This window comes from Streptomyces gardneri (genome assembly GCF_006539185.1).
In the GTDB taxonomy this organism is placed as follows: domain Bacteria; phylum Actinomycetota; class Actinomycetes; order Streptomycetales; family Streptomycetaceae; genus Streptomyces; species Streptomyces gardneri.
Genome location: NZ_BJMN01000026.1, coordinates 133122 through 157420, shown reverse-complemented (window position 1 = coordinate 157420; position 24299 = coordinate 133122). Strand labels below are relative to the sequence as shown.

The following is a 24299-nucleotide window of genomic DNA, read 5'->3' as shown; positions in this document are numbered from 1 at the left end:
AGGTGCGGTACGGAGTGCGGTACGGGTTCGTGCGCGGGGGCGGGGCCGGGGTCATCGGCCGGGAAGGGCCGGCAGGGCCGCGAGCTCCGCCGCGATCGCCTCGAACCGCTCCAGGCGGCTCTCGGGCGTCCGGGCCGGCCGGCAGCGGGCGCACCGGTCGACGGCGACGACCGCCGAGGTGGAGGTGGCGCCCTCCACGACCCCGAAGATCCGCACGGTGGCACCGATGCCCTCCGCAGCGCCCGGCTCACCGGGTTCGGCCAGGGCCTCGCGCACCGCCTGGTCCGCGAGACCCACGGCGATGGCCACGTGGTGCGGGGCGTGTCCGGAGACCGGGGGCGCGGTGGTCGCCCCGCCCCGGGTCCCGTCCGTCGTCGGGGCGGTGTGCTGTGCGCGGCGGCGGGTGTAGCAGCGGTGGCATGCGGTGCGGCCGGGGACGACCACCGGTCCGCACCGCAGGTCGAGGGGGCCCGCCTGGACGGGGAACCAGGGCCGGTTCCAGGCATGGGCGCTGGCGTCCACCATGTCGGCCAGCACCTCCCGGTCCCCTCCCGTGGCCAGCACGATCAGATCGCTGTCGGGCCACAGGCTGGGGTGGGTGCCCTGGTTCACGTCGAGCACGGTCGACCCGGCGTGGCGTGCGGCCAGCCCTTCGGCGACGGCCGCGCCGAACGCTCCCGCGGCGAGGATCAGCAGGCGCGGATCGGTCATCTTCGGACTCCTCGTCGGACGTTCACGGCGGGTGGAAGGTCGGATATCAGGCGAAGGGCTGGGGGTGCGGGTTGATGTCGCCCTCGCCCCGCACCGGGTGGCCCATGGCGGCGGGTGCCGCGTAGAGCCGGGGGTGCGCCAGGTAGCGGGCCCTGTGCACGAAGGACAGCGGCATGAGCTGGGGGATGAGCATCCGTACGACGGTGGCTCCGACCTGCTCGGCCTCGTCGGTGGTGAGGTCGACGGCGACGACCTCGCAGCCGGCGGTGTGCAGGCGCTCCAGCAGCCAGGCCAGGGCCGGCAGCGGCTCCTCGGACGGGGCCCGGGGAAGGTCGCGCAGCCCGTGCACCGGGCGTTCGCCCTCCAGCAGGAAGTCGAAGCGGTGGCGCTGGGACAGCGGGCCGGACAGCAGGGCGCCGTCGACGACGCTGACGATGTCCTCCTCCGCCGCGGGGGTCGTGGCCTCCTTCTCGGCGGCCCGTGCCATGTGGCGGAGCGCGATCCGGAGGGAGGAGGCCTCGCGGTAGAGCTTGGCGATCCCCTTGCCGGGGTCCAGCTCAGCTGTCGCTGCGACGAGTTGGGCGATGACCCGGTCGTCGTCGGCGAGCTGCACCCCGTAGATCACCGGGATGCCGAGGTCGGTGGTCGCGTCGTAGAGCTGGGTACGCAGCCGTTCGCTGCTGCCCCGCTCCACGAAGGCCCGGAACTCCGGGGCCAGTTCGGCCGGGTCGAACTCAAGACGGGGAAGCCGCAGCCGCTGGAGCCAGGTCAGTGCGATGGCGTCGCGTTCGACGATCTCCAGGATGCCGTTGACGACGGCGGCGGCCGGATCGGAGTGCGCGGCGCAGCCGGTCGAGACCGGGTGGACGTAGCGCTCCGCGATGGACTCCACGGGGTTCTTCAGCCAGACCTGCATGGCTGGCACGTACACCGGGCGGTTGCGGGTGAAGGACCAGCCGCGCACCCAGCGCATGGGCCCGTCGGGGTCGGTGGGGACGAGACCGCTGCGGGGGTCGGCCAGTTCGGCCGGCGAGCACCGCGGCCAGCGGTCGCTGGTGATCGCGTCCTCGCCGAGTTCGGCGGCGGTCGCCCAGACGATCTGCTCGGGGTCCCTGGCGCAGGAGGAGTACCGCTCCAGCGATTCGGCGACCGCGAGGTGCGCGGCGCGCTCCGGGTCGAGGTCACCGCCGGCTCCGTCGAAGTTCCCGGAGCTGGGGTTGTGCTCCCAGCCGGACTGTTCGCTGAGTACTTCGCCGGGGTTGCCGAGCGAGGCCGTGAAGATCGGGAAGTCGGGTTCGCCCTCGGCGACGGGGAGCCGGGTCACCCGGTTCACCAGGCCGTAGGAGGAGGCCAGTTGGCCGATGCGGAGGAGCGATTCGGGTATGGCGGGGTGGTCCGTGCCGGCGGCGGTCCCGGCAGAGCTCTGGTTCGTCGTAGAAGTCGTTGAAGTCGTTGAAGTCGCAGAAACGGTCATCATGCACGCTCCGTGTCCCAGCGGAACGTCCGTGCCGCGAGGGCCGTGAGCCCCGCGGCCGTCGCCGCCATCACTGTCCAGTCGAGCCACAGGGCGTGGCGGGTGATCCCGCCGACGACGTCGTGGCGAAGGGCGTCTCCGAACATCGCCAGCGGGGTCCAGGAGAGCGGCCCGGCCACCGAGTCGGGGAGAAGTTCGAGGGGGAACAGCAGTCCCGTGCTCATCAGCAGGACCGGGGTGAGCAGCCCGGAGATCGCGTTGGTCACCTCGGGCGAGGAGAGCAGTCCGCCGAGCAGATAGCCCAGGGCGAGCAGCATCACCAGACCGATGGCCGTGGTCAGCAGCAGCCGCAGCATCGAGGCCGGCTCGAGCAGTCCGCCGGCGACGGCGCCCGTTCCCATCAGGGCGAGCACGGCCAGCGCCAGCAGACCTCGGCCCGGGATGAGCGAGAGCAGGACGGCGGGCCGCCGGGCCGGTGTCGTCGACAGCAGCCGCAGGGTGCCGCTGGCCCGCATGGCGACGAGGGCGGAAGCGGTACCGGTCAGGGCGAGCGAGAGCAGCGCGAAGGCGAGGACGCCGGGGATCACGAAGGCCATGGGGTCGAAGAGCGCGGACCCGTCGCTGCCGACGGCCGCCACCTCCCAGCCCTGCCAGGGGGTGTCGTCCAGTGCGGCGCGCACCGCGGCGACCACGGACGGCTGTTCCGGATCGACGGCCATCCGCAGGGTGCGGGAGGCCGCGTCGGGGACGATCAGCGCCGCCTTGCCCGGCTGTGGGCCGGCTTCGGCGACGGCGACGGCGGTGCTGCCGCCGCCGAGCGCCTCCTGGAGGGCGGTCGCCTGGGTGCCGGGTCCGACGACGGCGAGCTCGAAGGGGCCTCGTACCCAGGTGAGTTGCATGAGGACGACGAAGAACACCGCCATCAGCAAGGGGAAGACCACGGTGAAGAAGAGCGCCGCGGGGTCGCGCAGGAGCTGTCGGGTCATGGCCCGGGAGAGCGCCTTCCACTGGCGCGTCGTCGACACGGGTGGTGCGTCGAGACGGACGCGATTCATCGCATGCCCTCCTGTTCCGATGCCATGTCCGATGTGGGTTCGAGCGAAGTTCCGGTGAGGCGGAGGAACACGTCCTCCAAGGTCGCGGGGCGCGGCCGCACATCGGCCGCGGGGTCGAGTCCGGTGATCCACGCGGCGGTGGCGTGCGGGTCGTCCGCCGTCACCTCGAACCGTGTCCGGCCCGAGCGCCCGGCCGACTCGACGGCGGTCACGGCGTCGCCGTGACGTGCGCGCACCTGGTCGGCGAGGTCGGCGCGGTCGGTCCGTACGGAGACGACGCCGCCGGATGCGTACCGGGCGATCAGCTCCGCCGGGGAGCCGGCCGCCACCACCCGTCCTTCGTGCATGACGGCGAGCCGGTCGCACATCTCCTCGGCCTCGGCCATGGCGTGGGTCGTGAGCAGGAAGGTGGTGCCACCGGCCTGGGCCCTGCGGATCAGGTCCCAGACGGCGTGCCGGGCGTGCGGGTCGAGTCCGGTGGTGGGTTCGTCGAGGACGACCACGGGGGTGTCGCCGACCAGCGCCGTGGCGAGCAGCAGCCTCTGCTGCTGACCGCCGGAGAGCCGGGCGGAGCGCGCCCCGGCCTTCTCGGCCAGGCCGATCTCGTCGAGCAGGGCGTCCACGTCCCGGGGCGCCGGGTACAGCGCGGCCCAGGTCTCCAGGGTCTCCCGCACCTTCAGCCGCGGGAACAGGCTGGCCTGCTGGGGCTGGAGGGCAAGGGAGGCGCGCAGGAGATCGGTCCGTACGAGCGCGTCCTCACCGAGGATGCGGACCTGTCCCGCATCGGGCCTGCGCAGGCCCGCGATGGCCGAGATGGTGCTGGTCTTGCCGGCTCCGTTACGGCCGAGGAGACCGAAGATCTCGCCCGGAGCGACGGAGAAGGAAATTCCCGCCACCGCTTCGAAGTCGGCGTATCTCACCCGTAGGTCGACGACTTCGAGAACGTCTTCCGAACTACCCGGGAATTCCGTGACACTCGGGAGCTGACTTGTCATGACCATCTCTGCTCTCGCCCTCTGGATCAGCAGTCGTGGAAAGGGGGCGGGAACTACTGCCAGCCGTTGACCGGCTTGCAGTGGGGGACCGGAACCAGGTGCGGCATGTGCGGCAGGTTCGCCTGGATCTCGCAGATCAGCTCACCGACCTCCGGCGGCACCGGCACCGGCCACTGCGACTCACCGTGCAGTCCGGCACGCTGTCCGGCGCTCTGCCCCTCACCCTGCTCGACGGCAGCCGCGCTGCCCGCCGCCACAGTGAGACCGGCGATCGTCAGAGCCAGACAAGCAACTGCCGAAGTGATTCGAATCCGCACTGTTTCCCCCTGGGTTCTGCTTCTGTGTTCCCTCTGCGTTTCCGCTGAGAAAGACAATGCCAGCGGGGCGGGGGCCACTCCACGGCATCCGGTGTCAGCTTGCTGCAGAAGCCCGTGCAACAAGCTGACGACCGAGGAGGACCGCTCCTCACCACGTGCCGGAACACGGCGAAGGGCCGCACCCCTGGGTGGAGTGCGGCCCTCGTTGTACTGGTCAGCGGTTCAGCGTCGGCTGCCCCGCGTCACCAGGTGCCGGGGGCGGCGTACCAGCCGCGCACCCCCTTGTCGATCGTCCCCGCCTCGTTGCCGTGGAAGGTGAACACGCGCGTCTCGCCGTTGGCGTAGTTGTAGGAGACGGAGATGTCGGGGCGACCGTCGCTGTTCATGTCACCGGTGACGAGATTCCCGGTGCTCGCCAGGTACCAGTCGCCGGGATCGGTGGCGTACGGGACCACGAACCCGGCGAAGCCGCCGTCCGCACGGGCGTTGAAGAGCCTGAACTCGGTGCGCCCGTCGTCGTGCCCGTACATGATCGCGAGATCGTCTCGGCCGTCCTTGTCGAAGTCACCCGTGGTCATCTTGCCCCGGCCGCGCTCCCAGACGCCTGCGGGCACGGACCAGGAACCGACGTAGTTGGCGAGGTGGCCGTCGGCCTTCGCCGCGAAGGTGAAGAGACGGGCCTCGCCGGTGCTGTAGCCGTAGAGGGCGACGATGTCGTCACGGCCGTCGCCGTTCGTGTCCCCCATCGTGTAGCTGGCGGAGGCCGCGTACCACCACGTGGCCGCGGTCTTGAACGACAGGACCGGGTTCTCGAAGGATCCGTCGGCCCGGGACAGGGCCCTGAAGACGCCCAGGACGCCGTCGCCGTAGTCGTAGAGGAAGGCGAGGTCGTCCCGGCCGTCGCCGTTGAGGTCGCCGGCGAGCATCGTGCTCCTGGACCAGTTCCACTGGCCGGTGGGGAGGGCGATGCTGGTGCGCTGGACGGGGCCGCCCTTGGCCTGGCTCAGGAAGGAGTACGCCTTGACGCTTCCGTCGCTGTAGCCGTAGAAGCCCGCGAGGTCGTCGCGGCCGTCGCCGTCGAAGTCGCCGGAGGCCCACTTGCTGCTGTCGTAGTACCAGTCGCCGGGGTCGTCCGTGGCGTAGTACTCCGTCGGCGGGTTGTGGCCGTCGTTGGCGTGGGCCTTGGCCACGTACAGGCCCATCCCGCCCTTCTCGTAGTCGTAGACGGTGAAGATGTCGGTCTTGCCGTCACCGTTGTAGTCGCCGGCCAGGTCGGTCCGCAGGTGCGCGGTCTTGTCCGTGAAGGCGTGCTCCGCGACGTGGTACGACTGCCGGTTCCAGCGGATGTAGCCGTTCGCGAAGGTCGTGCGCCTGCCGCCCTTGACGTCGAACTCGGCCGAGGCCGGGAGTCCGAGGGTCCCGGTGTGACCGCCCTTGCTCAGCCAGTGGGTGCGGATGGCGCCGGAGACAGGCCAGGCCTCCTGGATCCTCTTGGTGAAGTTGAAGTAGGAGTAGAAGGAGTGGTTGTCCGTGGTGGAGGTGCCCGAGCGGAAATGCTGGACGCGGGTGGTGGTGGGCCCCGCCACCTCCTCGTCGCCGGTCGGATAGCCGAACACCCGGACGCCGCCGAGCTTCACGTACTGGTTGTAGACGGTGCCCGTGATCATCTGGGAGCCGATGCCGCTCCGCCAGTAGATGGCGCCGGGCCTGCCCGCCTTGGCGAAGGTGATGAAGGTGCCGCCCTGGACCCCGGTCTGCCGCTCGTCCGCGGTCGGGTAGCCGAGGGTGCCGGTCTCCCGCCCGGCGGCGACCCACCGGGTGAAGACGCCGTTGGAGACGGCCCAGGCGCCCGTGTTCTTGCTCCAGGAGATGGCGCGGTCGGTCGTCGTGGTGCTCTTGGAGAAGTTGACGTACCGTCCGCCGTCGCTGACGTTGATCACGCCGGAGGTGGGCTTGCCGAAGGCCGCCTCGCCGAGAGCCTCGTACTTGCCGCGGATCGGACCGCAGAGCGAGAAGGTCGCGGTGCCGCCCGAGGCCGCGGGGAAGCTCTTGCAGTCGGCCCAGTCGTAGCCGCTGGTGCCGATGTTGCCGGCCGCCTTGAAGGACTGGCCGTTGACGGGCGCCTGGCCGGGGTACGCGACCGTGCGGCCGGATCCGTCCTGCGACCAGAGGTCGGCGAAGCCGTGGCCCGGGAAGCCGGGGGCCTCGAAGTCACCGGTGGTGGCCAGGTGCGGGATGTCGGCGCCCTTGAACCCGGAGCCGATGGACGTCTGCCGGACCGTGGGATCGCCGTACACGGTGAGGTCGGCGAGGACGCCGCCCTGCCCGGGCACGCTCGCGACGCGCCGGCTCTTGTACTCGTGGATCGTGCCCTTGACCTTGTCGCGCGCCCAGATCTCCGGAAGGCCGTCCTTGTTGAGGTCGCCCGGGGTCATGACGGTCATGTCCTGCCAGTCGGCGTTGCCGAGGGCGATCGGACCGCCGAAGTTGTCGAGGAGACCAGCGGTCCTGGAGCCCAGGTAGAGCCACAGGTGCGGCCCCTCCTTGACCAGCAGGTCGGGGTAGTCGTGGGTGTCGAGGACGTTGTCCGGACCTGCCGGACCGCTGGGGGGAGCGTCGTCGTCGCTGAAGCTGGGCACGGAGACGATCTCGGCCCCGTCGCGCCAGTGGTTGTCGCACACCACTCCGGGCTCGGGGTCGTGGTCGTGGCAGTTGTTCTCGGAGATCGTCAGTTGCTGCCGGTCGTTTTCGTCGGTGTCCAACTTGCCGTCGCCGTTGCCGCGGTAGGCCCACAGTTCGTAGGTCTCGGGGGCGTCGGCGGCGGGCTGAAGGGCCACGACGTCCTCGTAGCCGTCCACGGCGTCCCAGCTGCCGCCGTTCGACACCGTGCCCGCCGCGAACGTCTCGCCCTTGGCGGCACTGCCCGCACCGAACGTGCCGTCCCCACGGCCCGGGTACGTCCAGAGGGTGCCCGACCCCGGGTCGACCGTGACGAGGTCGACCAGGTCGTCACCGTTCAGGTCGCCCAGCTTGTCCCGCTCGGCCCGGCGCGACGGGATGAACAGGTACTTCTTGACGGCGGAACGGTTGTTGGCCGCGTCCTCGCTGCGCACATAGAGGAACTGAGGACCGGCGCTCAACGGCTTGAGGCTGACGGTCACCGATCCACCGGTGGCCGAGGGCTTCACCGGCCTCTCCACGGTGTCGTAGTCGGACCAGTAGACGTACTCGGTGATGTCGTTGGTCTCGCCAGGGGCCGGGTTCGCCGAGAACGTGAACGACCCGACCGTGCGCGCGGGCTTCGAGCACGGGACTGTCACGTTGGGCTCACAGCCCTTCCCCACGTTCTCGGGGAACTGCGCGGAGCTCACCTTCGGGGCCTGCTTCGGCCCGGTCCGGTCGTACGTGAAGTAGCAGCGGCCCGCCCTCGGGCTGTTGCCGGTACCGTCCTTGACGACGGCCTCGTACCAGTGCAGAGCGGACGGCAGGACCGTCCCCGCGGGGATGCGGAGCTGCGCGGTCCCCCCTCTGCTGGAATCGACGACGACGGTCTTGGCCGGCTTGCCGGACTGCGCGTACTTGAACTCGACGTCGAGGTCGACGTCCTCGTCGTCATCGAGCTTGGAGGCCGAGAGGACGATCTCATCGGTCGTGCCGATGATGCCGCCCGCGCACGGGACCGACGGGTCGATCGACAGGGTCGGCCTGCCGGGGAGGGTGTTGTAGAGCGTGGAGACCCTCGCCGAATTGGGGTCGAACTTGCGCCACGAGGTGTCGACCTCGCTCGACTTGGCGGTCAGGACGAAGGCCCAGCTGCTCCACTTGTCGGCGACGGCGTCGGTGATCGCGCCCTTGACGTCGAACTCGACGAGTCCGGCCGTGTCGGTCGGGCAGCTGCGGCCGCCGTAGGACTTCCCGGAGGCGTCCGCGAGCGCACCCCACGTGGGCTGGTTGTTCCAGGTGATGCCGCCCGGCAGCGAGCCGCCGATGGTCTTCACCTGGACGTCACCGGAGTCGCAGGACCAGGCGCCGGCCCACGTCTGCTTGATGCGCAGCGTCGAGTCGATGATCGTCTTCCCCGCCAGGTTGGCGATGGGGATACGGAAGTAGGTGTTGGCGCGGACGGTGCCGGCGTTGTCCGGGTCGATGGCGACACCGACCCGCGCCTCCTTCGAGAGGGTGCCGCCGTTGTAGTAGACGGTGTTCTCGGAGCCCGAGTAGGCCGTGTGCTTGTACGCGACCGACCAGGCGTTCTTGAAGGCCGGGTCCGTCCAGTCGGGGTCGATGACGACCGGGTAGACCGTCTTCGGGTCGTCCAGCAGCTTGGCGTCCGGGGTGAGCGTGAGCTTGCCCGCACCGAGCTTCACGCCCAGCTTGGCCCGCTTGCTGCCCTCGACGGCGCCTTCGAGGGTGTCCTGGAGCGACCGTGCCGTCGGTGCCTTGGCGCCCTCGGCGCCCTCGGCGGTCTTGGCCGTCTTGGCCGTCTTGGCGGTCTTGGCGGTCTTCGGTGCGTCCGACGTGGAGCTGTCCGTGCCGGCGGAGTCCCACATGAACGGCTGCGGGGCCGCGAAGAGGGCGTTGCGGGCCGGCGTCGTGGCGATGATCTCGCCGGCGGCTCCCTGCGCGACCGTGAGGCCTCGTGCCTTCAGCCCGAACTCGACGGAGCGGACGGCCGGGTTCTTGGCCGCGGCGGGCGTCTTGACGACGAGCGCGTGCGAGAAGGAGACGTCGTCCGCGGTGGCGGTGAGGTCGACGCCCGGCAGCACGTTGGCGTACGTGGCGGTCCGGCCGTTCACCGTGGGCTTCGGGAGCTTCCCGTGCGGCCAGGTGAGCGAGACGGTCCGGCCTTCGCGGATCATGGTGGCGAAGACGTCGTCGCCACCACCGGAGAAGGAGACGGCCATCTTCGAGGCCTTGGGGGCGATCCGGCCGCCGGAGCCCGCCGTCAGGTTCGGGTCGATGTCGACGAGCTTGCTGCCCTGACGGACGCGGACGGGCAGGAGCGACCGGTCGACCCGCGCGGTGCCGTCCGGGTTGATGAACACCTCGTCGGTCTCCGTGCGCCGGGAGACGAGCTCGACCGGCTCGCCGGTGCGCTTGGCCTCCTTGAGGGCCTGCGCCGTCAGGCGGTCGTCCCGCTCCTCCTGCGAGGCGGCGGGAGCGTCGGCCGCGGGCGCCTCGGCCGTGGCGTACCCGGGGGTCGCCACGGACAGGAGCCCTGCGGACATCGCCGCGACGACGACTGCCGATATCCCTCTTCGCACGACCCCCCCTGGGTCGGTCTTTCTCGACGTGAACTGTCTCATGGAGTGGGATCCATCCCATTCTGGATCGTGAATCCCGGCACTCGAAGCCAAGTACCCTTCCCCCTGACTTACGGGGAGAAATCCCCCTCGGGCGTGACCGCCGGGATTCGAACGGAATCGTTCAGGCTGCTTTCTAGCAGGCCTCGACGACACGCGGCGAAAAAGATACGGCCGACTTGACATATTCCCAACGCGCTTGCCAGCGGCTTGCGTTGGTTTGCCCGCGGACACGCCATTTCCCTGGAAACCCGCCGCGAGCCCTCCCTTGTTGCCCTTCATCGCTCTACGTAAATTGCACCCGTTCGCGTGATCAACGATTTCAGGGGTGGGGGTTCACGTGCCGCTTTGGCATGCGCGAAAACTTTCCAGACATAGATCTCTAACATGGCGATCCGGACTTTCCGCGGTCGCACTTGCCGTGATCGCCTCGGGGGCGTCGCTGTCCCCCGTGGCCGCTCAGGCCGCGGAGACGCGGGGCCTGCCCGAGCTCCAGAAGGTCACGGACGTCCCGGCGTCGCCCACGACCGCCAAGGCCCCGGCCACGCCGCCGGACCTCAGCAGCAAGGCCGCCCTCAAGGCGGCCCCGGACGTCCGCTGGCCCGCTCCGGCGACGGCCGAGGCCACCGTGCCGAAGGCCACGGCCGGGCAGGCCGCCCGGTCCTCCGCTGCCACCCGGGACAAGGCCGCTCCGGTCGGTCCCGCCGCACGCGCGGGCTCGCTTCCCGTACGTCTCGCACTCGGCAACAAGGCCGTGGCCAAGGGCGCCGTCGCTCCGGCGGCCGACGCCCCCGCCGTCACGGCGAAGGTCTCCCTCCACGGGCAGGACAAGGCCCGCAAGGCCGGTGTCCAAGGCGTCCTCCTGTCCGTCCAGCGCACCGACGGGGGCACGGGTACCAACCCGCTCTCCGTCGAGCTGGACTACAGCTCCTTCGCCCATGCCTACGGCGGCGACTGGGGCTCCCGGCTGCGGTTCAGCCGGCGCCCCGCTTGTGTGCTGACGACGCCGGAGAAGCCCGAGTGCCAGGGTTCCGTCCCGCTCCCGAGCGTCAACGACACCGAGACCGGCACGCTGACCGGTACCTTCGCCGCGCGCTCCGCCGAAGGCGCGAGCACGGCCGCCGCGGACAAGGCCGGCCCGAGCACGGCCTCCGCGAACACCGCCGCCGCGAGCAGCGGGGCGGTCGTCCTCGCCGCGACGGCCTCGGCCTCCGGCGCCAAGGGCACGTTCAACGCGACCTCGCTCAGCCCGACCGGCTCCTGGTCGGCCGGCGGCTCCACCGGTGACTTCTCCTGGACGTACCCCATGGAGATCCCGGCGTCGCTCGGCGGCCCCGGCCCGTCCCTCTCCATCGGCTACAACTCGGGCAGCATCGACGGGCGTACCGTCGCCACCTCGCAGCAGCCCTCGTGGGTCGGCGACGGCTGGGACACCGGCTCCAGCTTCATCGAGCGCACCTACGTCTCCTGCGCCGAGGACCGCAAGTCGGGCAGCGGGTTCAACAACCCCACGACCCACCCGACGGGCGACCTCTGTCACGGCCCTCCGATGGTCACGCTCTCCCTCAACGGCTCCTCCACCTCGCTCGTCCTCAACGACGCCGACAAGAAGTGGTACCCGGCCAACCAGGACGGCTCCAAGGTCGACCTGCGCACCGGCGCCACCAACGGCGACAAGGAGGGCGAGTACTGGGTCGTCACCAACAGCGAGGGCGTCGAGTACCACTTCGGCCGCAACCACCTGCCGAACTGGAAGACCGGAGACCCCGAGACGAACTCGGCGTTCAACGTCCCGGTCTACGGCAACCACGACGGCGAGCCCTGCTACAACACGTCCTACGCCGCCTCGGTCTGTGACCAGACCTACCGCTGGAACCTCGACTACGTCGTCGACCCGCGCGGCAACGCCCTCACGTACTGGTACGCCAAGGAGCGCAACTACTACGGCTCCAACGTCACCACCACCGGCACCTCGACCGCCCGCGGCTACGACCGCGGCGGCTACCTGAAGCGTGCCGCGTACGGCCTGCGTTCCGACGACCTGTTCGCCGCCGCGCCCGCCGAGGTGACGTACAACGCCAAGGAACGCTGCATCGTCTCGCCGACCTTCGACTGCGGCGAGGCGAAGCTCACCTCCACGGCGGCCAACGACATCGCCAAGAACTGGCCGGACGTTCCCGCCGACCGGCTCTGCGCCTCCGGCCAGACCTGCACCGACCGGTACTCGCCCACGTTCTTCACCCGCAAGCTCCTGAAGAGCATCACCACCAAGGTGCTGAAGAACGGTGTCCCCACCCCGGTGGACACCTGGACCCTCAACCACTCCTTCCAGTCCACGGGTGACGGCGCCGTCAACGGCGAGTACCCCCTGTGGCTCAAGAGCATCCAGCGCACCGACGAGAACGGCGCGACGCTCGGTCTTCCCGCCGTGACCTTCATGGGCGCCCAGATGGCCAACCGCGTCGACAACAACGACGACGGGAACCCGCCCTACCTGCGCTGGCGCGTCACGCAGATCAACACGGAGACCGGCGCCCGCACGATGGTCGCGTACGCGCCCACCGAGTGCTCCAGCGTCCCGGGCTCCGTCAGGCTTCCTTCCTCACCCGACGACAACGACCTGCGCTGCTTCCCGGTCGTCGTCGAGACGAACGACCCCACCGACCCGACGGGTCTGAAGAAGAAGTACTCCACGGACTGGTTCCACAAGCACCGCGTCGACCAGGTCCGCGAGGAGGACAAGAACGGCACCTCGCCGACCCGCGAGGTCAACTACACCTACATCGGCAGCCCGGCCTGGGCCTACGACGACGCCAGCGAGCTGACCAACAAGCCCGCCCGCACCTGGTCCGTCTACCGCGGCTACGCCAAGGTGAAGGCCGTCCACGGGGTCGCCCCGGACGTACTCACCCGCACGGAGACCCTCTTCTACCGGGGCCTCGACGGCGACCTCATGGAGAACGGCAGCCGCCGATCGGTCTCGATCACGGCCTCCGACGGCAGTTCGGTCGCCGACCACCGCATGCTCGCGGGACAGGCCAGGGAGACGCAGTACTTCAACGGGGTCTCCGGCCCGCTGAGTTCCGCGACGATCAACACCCCGTACCTGCACGGCCCGGTCGCCTCCCGCGACCGCTCGGCCACCGGGGCCTCGGACCTGGAGTCCTGGGTCCAGGGCCAGAAGTCGACGTCCTCCCGCACGATCCTGTCGGGCAACCGCGGCGAGCGGAAGACCGCCGTCGAGCACGACTACGACGACGCGGGCCGGGTCACCTGGACCTGGTACAAGGGCGACACGTCCGACGGGGGTGACGACACGTGCACCCGGTACGAGTACCTCGACGACGCCGACAAATGGTTCAAGTCCCAGCAGACCAGGGTCCAGACGGTGGCCGCGGCGTGTAACGCGCCCATCATCTTCGGCCCCGAGAACGTCATCGCCGACGGCAAGGTCGAATACGACGCCGTGGGCAACGTCGTGAAGACGGAGTCCCTCTCCGGCTTCACCAACGGCGTCCCGCAGTACACCTCCCAGGGCACCGCCACCTTCGACACCCACGGCCGCATCACCTCCGCGACCGACGTCTACGGCAAGACCACCACGACGGCCTACACGCCCGCTTCGGGTTCGGTCGTGACCAAGATCGTCACGACGAACACCCTCGGACACACGGCCACCACCGAGCTCGACCCGGGCCGCGGCCTGCCGCTCAGGCAGATCGACGCCAACGGCCGCAAGACCGTCATGGAATACGACGTGCTGGGCCGGACGAAGAAGGTCTGGTCGCCCGACCGCGACGCGCTCACCACGACGCCCGACGCGGAGTTCGAGTACACCGTCGGCCAGAACGCCCCCGTCGTCATCACCAACAAGAGGCTCCTGGAGGACGGCACCTACCGCACCTCCTACGACTTCTACGACGGCGCGCTGCGCCTGCGGCAGACCCAGAACCCGGCCATGAACGGCGGCAGGGTCGTCACCGACACGTTCTACGACAGCCTCGGCCGGGTCTGGAAGGAGAACGCCGGCTACTACAACAGTGCCAGCGGCCCGGTCGCCACGATGTTCCCGCCGACCGACAACTCCGTCCCGTCCTCCACGGTGACGAAGTACGACGGACTCGGACGGCCGACCGACACCATCGCGCGCAGCAAGGGCGTCGAGACCTGGCGGACGAGCAACACCTACGGCGGCGACTGGACGGCCGTCGACCCGCCGGCGGGCGACACGCCGACCATGGCGCTGCTGGACGCCCAGGGCCGCAAGACCGAGCTGCGCCAGTTCAAGGGCGACGGTCCCACCGGCGCCTACGACAAGATCGCGTACACCTACGACCGCAAGGGCCGGCTGGACAAGGTCACCGACCAGATCGGCAACGAGTGGTCGCAGACCTACGACATCCGCGGGCGTGTGAAGACGTCGACGGACCCCGACAAGGGCACGTCCTCGATGGAGTACGACAAGGGTGACCGGGTCGTCTCGATGACGGACGGCCGGAAGCCGGGCCGGACGATCGCCATGGCGTACGACGCGCTGGGCCGCGTCACCGCCACCCACGAGGGCTCGCTCACCGGCACGAAGCTGACGTCGCAGACGTACGACACGGTCCCCGGCGCCCTCGGCCTCCCGGCCTCGTCGACCCGGCACGTCGGCGGCAACGACTACACCCAGGCCATCAACGCGTACGACACCGAGTACCGGCCGAAGTCGACCTCGGTGACGATCCCGGCCGAGGAGGGCAAGCTCGCCGGCACCTACACCTACACCAACAGCTACACCGCGCGGACCGGCCTTCCGCTGTCCACGACCCACCCCGCGGTCGGCGGGCTCCCCTCCGAGAAGGTGTCCATCGGCTACAACGGCCTGGACACGATCAACTCCATGGCGGTCGCGGGTCTCACCTTCGTCGCGGAGACCCAGTACACCTCGCTCGGCGATGTCGTCCGCACCAGGGTCGACTCCTTCGGCAGGGCGGTGATCACCAGCAACGAGTTCGACGAGCAGACGCGCCGGACCACCCGCACCACGAACCACCAGGAAGTCGGCACGGTCGACACCGTCACGCTCAACGACGTGTTCACCGACTACGACGCCGTCGGCAACGTCACCCGCATCACGGACAAGACCGGCGACAACCCGACGGCCGCCACCACCGACGTCCAGTGCTTCGCCTACGACCACCTGCGCCGGATGACCGACGCCTGGACGGCGACCGACGCCTGCGCCCTGAAGCCCGGTGCTTCCGGGGCCGATTCGGCGCCGAAGGTCGGCGGTCCCGACGCGTACTGGCACTCGTACACCTTCGACGCCGCCGGCAACCGTCTCAGCGAGACGAAGCACGACCCGCTCGGCAACACGACGAAGGACGTCAAGCGCGCCTACACGTACGCGACGGGCCTGCCCACCAAGAGCCGCCTCTCCGAGGTGACCACGACGGGCCCGCAGGGCGAACGGCACGAGCTGTTCGGCTACGACGACGCGGGCAACACCACCTCCCGGACCAGCCAGGGCAACACCCAGAACCTCCAATGGGACCTGGAAGGCCACCTGGAGAAGGTGACCGCCGGCACCGACGAGACGTCGTACCTCTACGACGCGGGCGGCAGCCGCCTCATCAAGCGGGAGGCCACCGGCACGACCCTCTACCTGCCGGGCACCGAGCTCAAGCTCGACAAGGACGGCAACGTCGCCAAGACCACCCGGTACTACGCCCACCCGGCGGGCCCGGCCATGGTCAAGGTCGCCGAGGGCGGCACGATCAAGAAGTCGTACCTCCTCTCCGACCGCAACGGCACCTCGACGACCTCGGTCGACGCGGCGACGAAGTCGGTGACGCGCCGCAAGTACACGCCGTTCGGCGAGGACCGCGGCACGGCACCGTCGATGTGGCCGGACGACAAGGGCTACCTCGGCGGCACCAAGGACTCGACGGGCCTGACCCACCTCAACGCCCGCGAGTACGACCCGGCACTGGGCCGCTTCATCTCGGTCGACCCGCTGATGGACATCGCCGAGTCGCAGACGATGAACCCGTACGCGTACGGGAACAACAGCCCGATCACGTTCTCGGACCCGTCGGGCATGGCGTCGTGCGACGGAAAGGGAGGCTGCGGCGCTCCCATCCAGACCGAGGGCAAGGACTCCTTCGAGGAGGCCCTCGACGACTACGAGGAGAACCAGCTCCAGATCAGCAACAAGGCCGACCCGCCGCCGACGCCGCCGAACACGACCGTCAGCGAGGACGACGTCAAGAAGGCGACGACGCTCGTCAAGAAGTCCAAGACGGACATCATCCTCGAGATCGCTCTCGAGGTCGCCAAGGGAATCAGCGGCTTCGACGACATCCAGGCCTGCCTCGGCGGCGACGTCTGGGCCTGCGGATCGCTCGCCCTGGACGCGGCCATGCCCTTCGCAGGAAGGGCCAAGCGCACCATCAAGGCGCTCGAAGCCGCCTGGAAGATGTACAACCGCTGGGAGGACGAGGTCCGCTGGGCCCTCGGCACCCTGCGGCGGGCGGACGACGAAGCAGCGGCGATGGCGAAGTACGCCGAGGACTACGCCGCCTGGAAGAAGAGAGCCGACTCGGCGAAAGCCGCGGCGAAGAAGGCCGACGACGTAGCGGCGGACGCGGCGGCGAAATCCGACGGCGGCGGAGCCGGTTCCTGCGCCATCAGAAACAGCTTCACCCCGGAGACGAAGGTCCTCCTCGCCGACGGCACCACCAAGCCGATCAAGGACCTGAAGCCCGGCGACAAGGTCCTCTCGACCGACGAGAAGACCGGTGAGACGGCCGGCAAGGACGTCGCGGCCACGATCGTCGGCGAAGGCGAGAAGCACCTCGTCCGCGTCACGGTCGACACCGACGGCACCAAGGGCAAGGCCACGGCCCCCATCACGGCCACCGACGGCCACCCCTTCTGGGTCCCGTCCCTCGGCAAGTGGATCGACGCCAAGGCCCTGAAGCCCGGCCAGTGGCTCCGCACGAGCACCGGCACCCACGTCCAGATCACCGCAGTCCAGTCCTGGACCCAGCCGGCCAGCGTCCGCAACCTGACGGTCGCCGACTTCCACACGTACTACGTGGTGGCGGGTGCTACGCCGGTCCTCGTCCATAACTGCGGCGAAGGTGCCCGAACGTGGTCTGAGGCCGGCATGAGCCCGAATGACGCCAAGCGCATTCAGAATGCCGCGGATAAACTCGGCCGCCCAATCATCGTGGTTGGCAGCAGAGCGAAGGGTCGTCGATCTCTGGACAATCCGAAGGGGTTTGGTCCCGAATCCGACTGGGACTTCATCCTGGACGGCCCGTCAAGGAAGCGACACGGCGTGAAGAATTCTCTTCCCCGAGGAACAGGGGCCGGAGAGGGTAGCGGTCGAGGGAGAGACTTCTGGCAGAGTTACAATCCAGACAGCGATGTGGACGACTACGCGGTACTCATTGATCGTCTGCCTCACGTCATATTCAATCCACGGAGGCGGTAGGCCTTGGAAGAATCTGAGCGAATCATCAACGAGATCGCGCAAGGTCACCGCCGGCTGGACGATGGCGCCACCTGGTTCTCCTCCCTCTCTCAAGCCGAACAGAAGGAAGTGCTGAGGGAGGTCGTTCGTTACGCGATGCAGGCTCACACGACAGCAGAGGATGGCCGCGCAGGCGTGGCGCGATCGGGAGTCAAGCCCACGGCCAACCCCGCAGTAATGATCACAATGGAGCCAGCCCGTCTACGAATGGGGAAGATCGTCAATCTTCCTGCCGACGAATACTTGACGGCATTTCGGGTTCTCGTATCTGCGTTTAGTGTCTCCGACACTCGCCGCAGAGAGACGTCTTGCAGAGGGCAGTGCGGCCACTCTTGGCACAACCTGCCGTCAAATTGACGAACGGCGGTCAAACTCGCAGCGTCCGAATGCGATCCCAAGCCCATTCTCGGTTCCATCCCGAGCGCCGCGTGCGGGCGTGAGAGTCAGCCTGTCGATAAGTCGTAACGGCGGCCCCACCGGATTTGTCTCCGGTGGGGCCGCCGGCGTGTCTGACGGCAGTGCTGACGGCAACGGCAGCGGACGGCCAGTGCACAAGGCGGTGGTTCGGCGCTGACATCTGGACCGGCGGTGGCATCGGTGACCTAGCGGTCCCCGGCCCGGGCCGCGTTCCAGCCCGAGAGTTCCGTCGCGCGGTCCGTGATGATGCCGTCCACGCCCAGGTCGGCCAGCGCGCGCCAGCGGGCCGGGTCGTTGACCGTCCAGACGTTGACCTGCACGCCCGCGGCGTGCAGCTCGGCCACCAGCTCCGGGCGCGTCGCCAGGGCCTTGTCCGAGACGTTGTACGCCTTCACGCCGAGGTCCTTCGTCACCGCCACCGGGTCCGCGTCGAGTTCGGCGCGCAGCAGCGCCCTCGGAACCTCGGGGGCCAGCGCGCGGACCTGCCTCAGCGACTCCGGGAAGAAGCTCTGCACGAGCACCCGGTCCATCATCTTCTGTTCCCGCACGGTCCGGATGATGCGCGCGATGTCGGCCTTGCCGCGCGTTCCGGTGATGTCAAGGAGCAGCCGGCCACCCCGCACCCGCAGATCCGCGAGCTGGGCGGCCAGCGTCGGGATCCGGACCCCCTTGTACGCCGGGGCGAACCAGGAGCCCGCGTCCAGGGCGTTGATCTGGGCCGAGGTCAGCTTCCCCACGTGGCCCGTGCCGTTGGTCGTCCGGTCCACGTTCGCGTCGTGGAGCACGTACGGGACGCCGTCCTTGCTCGGCCGGACGTCGTTCTCGATCCAGTCCGCTCCGGCCCGGCGCGCCACCTCGCCCGAGATCAGGGTGTTCTCCGGGGCCAAGGAGGAGGCACCCCGGTGCGCGATCACCTCAGGCAGCGACAGCGAGGCCGCGGCGACGGGCTCCGAACCCTGGTCGACCACCAGGAAACCGGCGGTCAGAGCGGCGGTGAGCGTGGCGGCGGTGATCGCTGCGACACGCAGCCGCCGACGGTATGCAGAAGTCACGGGGGCGGACCCTAACACGCACCCTGCCGCAGCGAGCGGCCGGTGGCGGCGATGCCCGATCATGCCTGGCCCGGCCCCGACCGGTGCACCCGCATCTGTCAGGTCCAGGCGTACAGATAGCCCCGGCCGTGGTCAGAGGGTGGGCATGGAGCGGACGCGGGGCGGCACTTAGCGCTAACGGGGGCGACCTCCGGAATCCCTATCCGCTAGGCTGTCAGCGGTCGGTCGGCCTCCAGAGCGCCGGTCCGGGAGAGTGTCCGTCAGGGCACCTCACCGGCATCGCCCCGGAAGTCCTCGGCCAAGCCCCGCCTTCGTAGCTCAGGGGATAGAGCACCGCTCTCCTAAAGCGGGTGTCGCAGGTTCGAATCCTGCCGGGGGCACAGTGAAGTAGCAGGTCAGAGGCCCTGTCGTCCGTGTGGACGGCGGGGCCTCCGTCAGATCCGGCCGCGCCTCGGGGAGAGGGGACACCTCATGGACACGCTGCCGTATGTCGACGAGCATGCCGTCATCGTCGGGGGCGGGGGCGACGAGGCGTGGTCGCGGGTGCGGGACGGGGTCGAGCGGGCGTTGTCCCGGCGGTGGCTCGCCGGCTACGCGCGGGTCGTACGGGCCGAGCCCCGGGAGGCGGGTGGGCCTCGACCGTTGGCCGAGGGGGCCGTCTTTCCCGGGTTCCGGGTCGTTCGAGTCGTGCCGGGGCGGGAGCTCGCCCTTGAGGGGCGGCACCGGTTCTCCGTGTACTCCCTGGTGTTCCGGATCGAGGAGCTCAGCGACGGCCGGACGCGGCTGCGGGCCGAGAGCCGGGCGGCGTTTCCCGGGGTGGCCGGGTGGGTCTACCGGGCGCTCGTCATCGGGAGCGGCGGGCATGCCGCGGGGATGCGGCGGATGCTCGCCTCGTTCGCCCGCGGGTAGCTCGGCCGAAGGTCAGCGGAGTTCCTCCGGGCATGGTGTGCCGCGGGACAGCTTGTACGGGGCCGCCAGGCGGTAGACGCCCGCCTTCGGGGCGACCAGTTCCGTCCACTCGTCGCCCTCCGCGTCCGCCTCCGCCTTGAAGAGGCAGCCCTCCTCGTTGTCGAAGACCTTCGGGAGCTCCGTCTCCGACTCCTCGCGGGCCAGCTTCGAGGCCTCGGTCTCCTGCGGCGCCTCGATCTTGCCGCCGTTCTCGTCCATCAGCGCGAGCCACGGCGAGTACGGGACGCGGATCTGGACCCGGCCGGGGCTGCCCACGCGGATCACGACCTCGTTCTCCTCCGCGCTCAGCACCTGCGCGGGCGCGTCCGCGAGCGGTGTCGGGTTCTCGACCTCGTACAGCCGCCAGTTCTCGTCCGACCAGACCTGCTCCAGGTACGGCAGGCCGTCCTCGATCAGTTCCGCCTCCTGCTCGGCGCCCGAGTCGGGGGCGCCGGTGGGCAGGACCACGTAGTGGACGGCCCAGCGGTGGAGCCAGTCCTCGTAGTTGACGGCGTTCAGGGTGTCGTCGTAGAAGAGCGGGTTGCGCTCCATGTCCGCCTGGCGGTTCCAGCCCCTCGCCAGGTTGATGTACGGGCTGAGCGCGGAGGACTCGCGGTGGCTGGAGGCCGGCACGACCTCGACCCGCGCCTTGCCCGCGTCCCGCACCTGGAGCTGGTTGACCAGCGGCGCGAGCTCGCGCGCCCAGGAGGCGTCCGGGGCGGTGCGGATGACGTCGTCGACGCCTTTGAAGCCGATCCAGAAGTTCAGCCCGACGAAGGCCAGCACGAGCGCGTACCAGCGGCGTGAGCGCGGCGCCGTGTACGGCAGGGCCGCGAGCAGCACGACGCCCGCGAAGAGCATCGGCAGCCGCGAGATGTTCGAGCCGATCTGCGAGTCGATCAGCCAGGTGAGGAGCGTGCCGATCGTGTAGACCGCGGCGGCCGTGCGGACCGTCCGCCAGTCCCGCGGGACGAGGGCGAAGACCAGGATCCCGAAGAGGAGGGGGAGCGCCGTCGAGCCGAAGGCCATCGGCTGCGTACCGGAGAAGGGGAAGAGCCAGGAGGAGAGGGCGACGACGGCCACCGGGGCGAGGCCCAGGGCGTACGCGCCGGGGCGTCGCTTGTTGAGGAAGAGCGCCGCCGCCGCGACACCGAGAAAGAGGCCCGCGACCGGGCTGCACGCCGTCGCCAGACCCGCCAGCGGCGCGGCGACCGCCGCCTTCGCCCACCGCTTGCGGCGCCAGCGGTGCGGCCAGCAGAAGACGGCCGCGACCGCGCCCAGCGCGAACATCATGCCGAGGCCGAAGGTCACCCGGCCCGAGAGCGCGTTGCAGAGGAACGCGAAGGCGGCCGCGAGCGAGCAGGCCATCGGATTGCGGACCGCGGGCACGCGCACCAGGATCAGCGCGGTCAGCGCCGCCGACAGCGTCCCGGCGACCATCATCGTGCTGCGGACGCCGAGCAGCGACATCAGGTACGGCGAGACGACGCTGTACGAGACCGGGTGCATCCCGCCGTACCAGGCGAGGTTGTACGCGGAGTCCGGGTGCCGTCCGACGAACTCGGCCCACGCGTCCTGCGCGGCCAGGTCCCCGCCGCTGTTCGCGAAGAAGAAGAACCAGAGGATGTGGGTGACGGCCGCGACCGCCGTGGCCGCCATGACCGTGTACCGGCGCTTGCGCCGCCAGGGCGGTGTGGACGCGAGGGTGGGTGCGGGCGGGGCCGGCGCGGTCGTGGGCTCCGGGGCGGGGCGCTGGGACGGGAGCACTATTCGCGAACGGGAAGAGGCCGACGATTCACGGGCGGAATCGGTGCGAACTGCTGCTGCGTCTGCTCGGTCGGCTTCATCGGTGTGATCCTCGCCGCCGACGTGGTCGTCGGCTCGGTCGTCGGCTCGGTCCGCTCGGTCGTCCGCCCGGTCGTCCGCCCGGTCGGCGCGGTCCGCGCGTGTCGGCTCAGCGGTGGTCACTGCTGCCCTCTCCCGTGCTGCCCGTCTCGCTTCTCGTCCCCCGGAAACGCTAACAGCCGGACGCCCCGGAGGTCCGGGGCGTCCGGCCGAGCGGATGACGGCCCGGCTCAGCCGAGGCGGGTCAGCTTCTTGTCGAAGCCCGGCTCCACCAGGTCCTTCTCCAGAGCGACCGGTGCGCTGACCTTGCCCGCGCCCGTGCCGATGGACACCTGGCCGATCACGTCGCCCGCCTTGCCTGCGTGCGGCACGGCCTTGCCACCGTCCGTGAGCTCCAGCTTCACCTTGAGGCCCGGCCAGCCGATGGCCTTGAGCTCCTTGGTCGCCACGACCGGGGTCCGGCTGCCGAGGCCGTCGTCGATGTAGCCGAGGACCTGGCCCTTGCGGACCACGGCGGCCGAGGTGACGTCCTTCTGCGCCTGCTGGATCAGCTTGAGGCTGTTGTCGATGGCGAGCTGGAGCTTCTTGCCGAGATCGGCCGCGTCCTTCGCGCCCATCACGATGCCCAGGATGCGGCGGTTCTCGCCGTCGACGATGGTGTTCGCCGACCAGAGCAGGTTGCCGCCCGCGGGCGTGGAGGAGCCGGTCTTGATGCCGCTCACACCATCCTCGAGCAGGATGTTGTTGTTGTTCTCGATCCGGCCGGGGATGCCGTCCACCGTCACGTTCGGCATGTTCACGATCTCGCGGAACACGTCGTACTGCATGACCGCCTTCGCCAGCTTCAGCTGGTCCTGCGGGGTCGACACGGTGCTGTCGAGCAGACCCGACGGGTCGGTGTACGTGGACTGGGTCATCCCCAGGTCCTTCGCGGCGGCGTTCATCTTCTCGACGAACGCGGCCTCCGAACCGGCGTCCCAGCGCGCGAGCAGCCGGGCCACGTTGTTCGCGGACGGGATCATGAGGAGCTCCAGGAGCTCCTTCTGGCTGTAGGTCTGGCCCTCCTGGACCGCCGCCGTCGACTCGTGCTCCGCCTTGCCCTGCTCGGCGGCCTTCTTGTCGATCTCGATCTCGGGGCCCTTCTGGCTCCCCTTGAGCGGGTGGTCGCGCAGGATCACGTACGCCGTCATCGTCTTCGTGACGCTCGCGATCGGGGCCGGCTTCTGCGGGCCGTACTGACCCATGGAACCGACGCCCTCGACCTCGACGGCGCCCTGGCCCTCGTTGGGCCACGGCATCTGCAGCTCGCCGCCCTCGAAGGTGAAGGTCGGCGCAGCGGAGAGCGTCAGCACGGGCGCCGGCAGCGGCCGGACCATCTGCACGATCGCAAAGACGATCAGCAGGAGCACGACCAGCGGCGTCCAGATCCGCACCCGGCGCGCGGTCGTCCGCAGGGCGTTCGGCTTCGGCGGCGGGGTGTTCGTCAGCTCCGCGAGCAGGTCCAGCGGGGGCAGCGGCGGCAGCGGCTGCTGCCGCGTCCGCTCCGCCTCGACGAGCGACGCCGGCGGTACGGGGGCGGCTTCCGCGGCCGCACCGAAGGCCTTGGGGGCCGTGGGGGCGGCAGGGGCCTTGGGGGCCTCAGGGGCCCCTGAGGCGGGCTTGGGGGCGGGCGCGGGCGCCTTGGGGGGCTGCTGAGCCTTGGGGGACGCCTGGGCCTGCTGGGCCGCCTGGGCCTGCTCGGCCTTCCGCTCGGCGGGAATGTCCGCACGGAGCGGCACGAAGGTGCTCGTGCGCTCGCTGTCGTACTCCTCGCGCAGGGACTGCGGGAGCTTCAGCGCGGTCGTCGGCTGGTCCACGGCGGGCGCCACGGGCGGGCGGACGATCTTGAACATGGCGGTCGGCTGATCGACCGGCTCGTCGACGACCGACTCGGCAGCGGTCGACTTGGCGGCGGTCGCGTCCGTCGCGGGCTCGTCCTCGCCGTCGGACTCCGCGGCGGGCTCGGCGGCGGCCACGGCCTTCTCGGCCTTCTCAGGCTTCTCGGCGTCGCCCGGCTTCCGCGCCGCGAACCAGGACTCGGCCGGCGCCTTGTCCTCGACGGGCTCGTCGGTCGGCTCGTCGCTCGCCTCCGCCTCGACGGGCTCGGCGGACTGCTCGTCGGTGGACTCCTCGTCGACCGCCTCGTCCGTCAGCGCCTCGTCGGCCGCCGGCTCGGAGTCGTCGTCGTCCGCCGACGCCACCCACGCCGCCACAGCCGCCTTCAGCCGGTCACCCTCGGGCGCGGACGTGGACGCGGTCACGGACGCGGACGCGGACGCGGCCGGCTTCGGTGCGTCGTCCTCCGGTGTCCGGGGAGCCAGCGTCTTGAACACGGCCGTCGCCTGATCCACCTGAACCGACGACTCCGACGATGCCGGCGATTTCGACGACGCGGACTCTGCCTCACGGAGTGCGGAAAGCCGAGGATCCCGGCTGCCGCCGCCCGAGGCCGCCGTCTCCTCCGACGACCCCTGCTGCTCCGCCTTGTCGGGGGACTCGCCCGCCACCGTGCCTCCTCCATGCGTCATACGTACGTCCGAACCGTCTACCAGTGTCCTGTGTGAACCCCTTGGCTCCCGTGCTAGACGAGAACGACATACCTACTGGTTCCCGGATGAAGC

The 24299-nt window shown here is 70.0% G+C and carries 12 protein-coding genes and 1 tRNA gene; 4 read left to right on the top strand and 9 right to left on the bottom strand.

Translation table 11 applies throughout. The annotated features are described in order from the left end of the window. Positions 1-51: 51 nt before the first annotated feature. The 6 genes from SGA01_RS20630 to SGA01_RS20605 form a co-directional block, all read right to left on the bottom strand. Positions 52-711 (bottom strand): TOMM precursor leader peptide-binding protein, encoded by a 660-nt coding sequence (locus SGA01_RS20630; RefSeq protein ID WP_141297913.1) that lies wholly within the window; start codon positions 709-711, stop codon positions 52-54. A gap of 46 nt (positions 712-757) precedes the next feature. After that, positions 758-2188 carry a YcaO-like family protein gene (locus tag SGA01_RS20625; protein ID WP_229918179.1) on the bottom strand — a complete coding sequence of 477 codons (1431 nt, stop codon included), beginning with the start codon at positions 2186-2188 and terminating at the stop codon, positions 758-760. Further along, the gene (locus tag SGA01_RS20620; protein WP_141297912.1) at positions 2185-3240 is read right to left on the bottom strand and encodes an ABC transporter permease; all 1056 of its coding nucleotides are present in this window, start codon (positions 3238-3240) and stop codon (positions 2185-2187) included. Before SGA01_RS20620 ends, SGA01_RS20625 begins: the two co-directional genes overlap by 4 nt. Beyond that, on the bottom strand, positions 3237-4136 hold the full coding sequence (locus SGA01_RS20615; RefSeq protein WP_167534146.1) for an ABC transporter ATP-binding protein: 900 nt from the start codon (positions 4134-4136) through the stop codon (positions 3237-3239). Before SGA01_RS20615 ends, SGA01_RS20620 begins: the two co-directional genes overlap by 4 nt. A 152-nt stretch (positions 4137-4288) precedes the next feature. Further along, a complete protein-coding gene (locus SGA01_RS20610) occupies positions 4289-4492 on the bottom strand; it encodes a hypothetical protein (protein WP_141297910.1) in 204 nt (67 codons plus the stop codon). A gap of 302 nt (positions 4493-4794) precedes the next feature. After that, positions 4795-9816, bottom strand: coding sequence for an FG-GAP-like repeat-containing protein (locus tag SGA01_RS20605; protein WP_141297909.1), 5022 nt, complete (start codon positions 9814-9816; stop codon positions 4795-4797). A gap of 490 nt (positions 9817-10306) precedes the next feature. Here SGA01_RS20605 and SGA01_RS20600 point away from each other — a divergent pair, with 490 nt between their 5' ends. Then, positions 10307-17338 (top strand): polymorphic toxin-type HINT domain-containing protein, encoded by a 7032-nt coding sequence (locus SGA01_RS20600; protein ID WP_141297908.1) that lies wholly within the window; start codon positions 10307-10309, stop codon positions 17336-17338. Between the two features lie 3 nt (positions 17339-17341). Further along, the gene (locus tag SGA01_RS42935) at positions 17342-17734 is read left to right on the top strand and encodes a DUF5958 family protein (protein ID WP_371866088.1); all 393 of its coding nucleotides are present in this window, start codon (positions 17342-17344) and stop codon (positions 17732-17734) included. A gap of 245 nt (positions 17735-17979) precedes the next feature. Here SGA01_RS42935 and SGA01_RS20595 read toward each other — a convergent pair whose 3' ends face one another. Continuing rightward, positions 17980-18846: a glycerophosphodiester phosphodiesterase gene (locus SGA01_RS20595; RefSeq protein WP_229918177.1), complete on the bottom strand. Its 867-nt coding sequence runs from the start codon at positions 18844-18846 to the stop codon at positions 17980-17982. Between the two features lie 307 nt (positions 18847-19153). Here SGA01_RS20595 and SGA01_RS20590 point away from each other — a divergent pair. Further along, a tRNA-Arg gene (locus tag SGA01_RS20590) sits at positions 19154-19226 on the top strand. 91 nt (positions 19227-19317) lie between these two features. Continuing rightward, on the top strand, positions 19318-19755 hold the full coding sequence (locus SGA01_RS20585) for a hypothetical protein (protein ID WP_141297906.1): 438 nt from the start codon (positions 19318-19320) through the stop codon (positions 19753-19755). Positions 19756-19767: 12 nt separating this feature from the next. Here the strand turns inward: SGA01_RS20585 and SGA01_RS20580 are convergent, their stop codons facing one another. Both SGA01_RS20580 and SGA01_RS20575 read right to left on the bottom strand, forming a co-directional pair. Beyond that, entirely contained in the window at positions 19768-21453 is a 1686-nt protein-coding gene (locus SGA01_RS20580; RefSeq protein ID WP_141297927.1) for a DUF8823 domain-containing protein, read from the bottom strand. Between the two features lie 416 nt (positions 21454-21869). Beyond that, the gene (locus SGA01_RS20575) at positions 21870-24185 is read right to left on the bottom strand and encodes a D-alanyl-D-alanine carboxypeptidase family protein (RefSeq protein WP_174867396.1); all 2316 of its coding nucleotides are present in this window, start codon (positions 24183-24185) and stop codon (positions 21870-21872) included. Positions 24186-24299 lie beyond the last annotated feature (114 nt).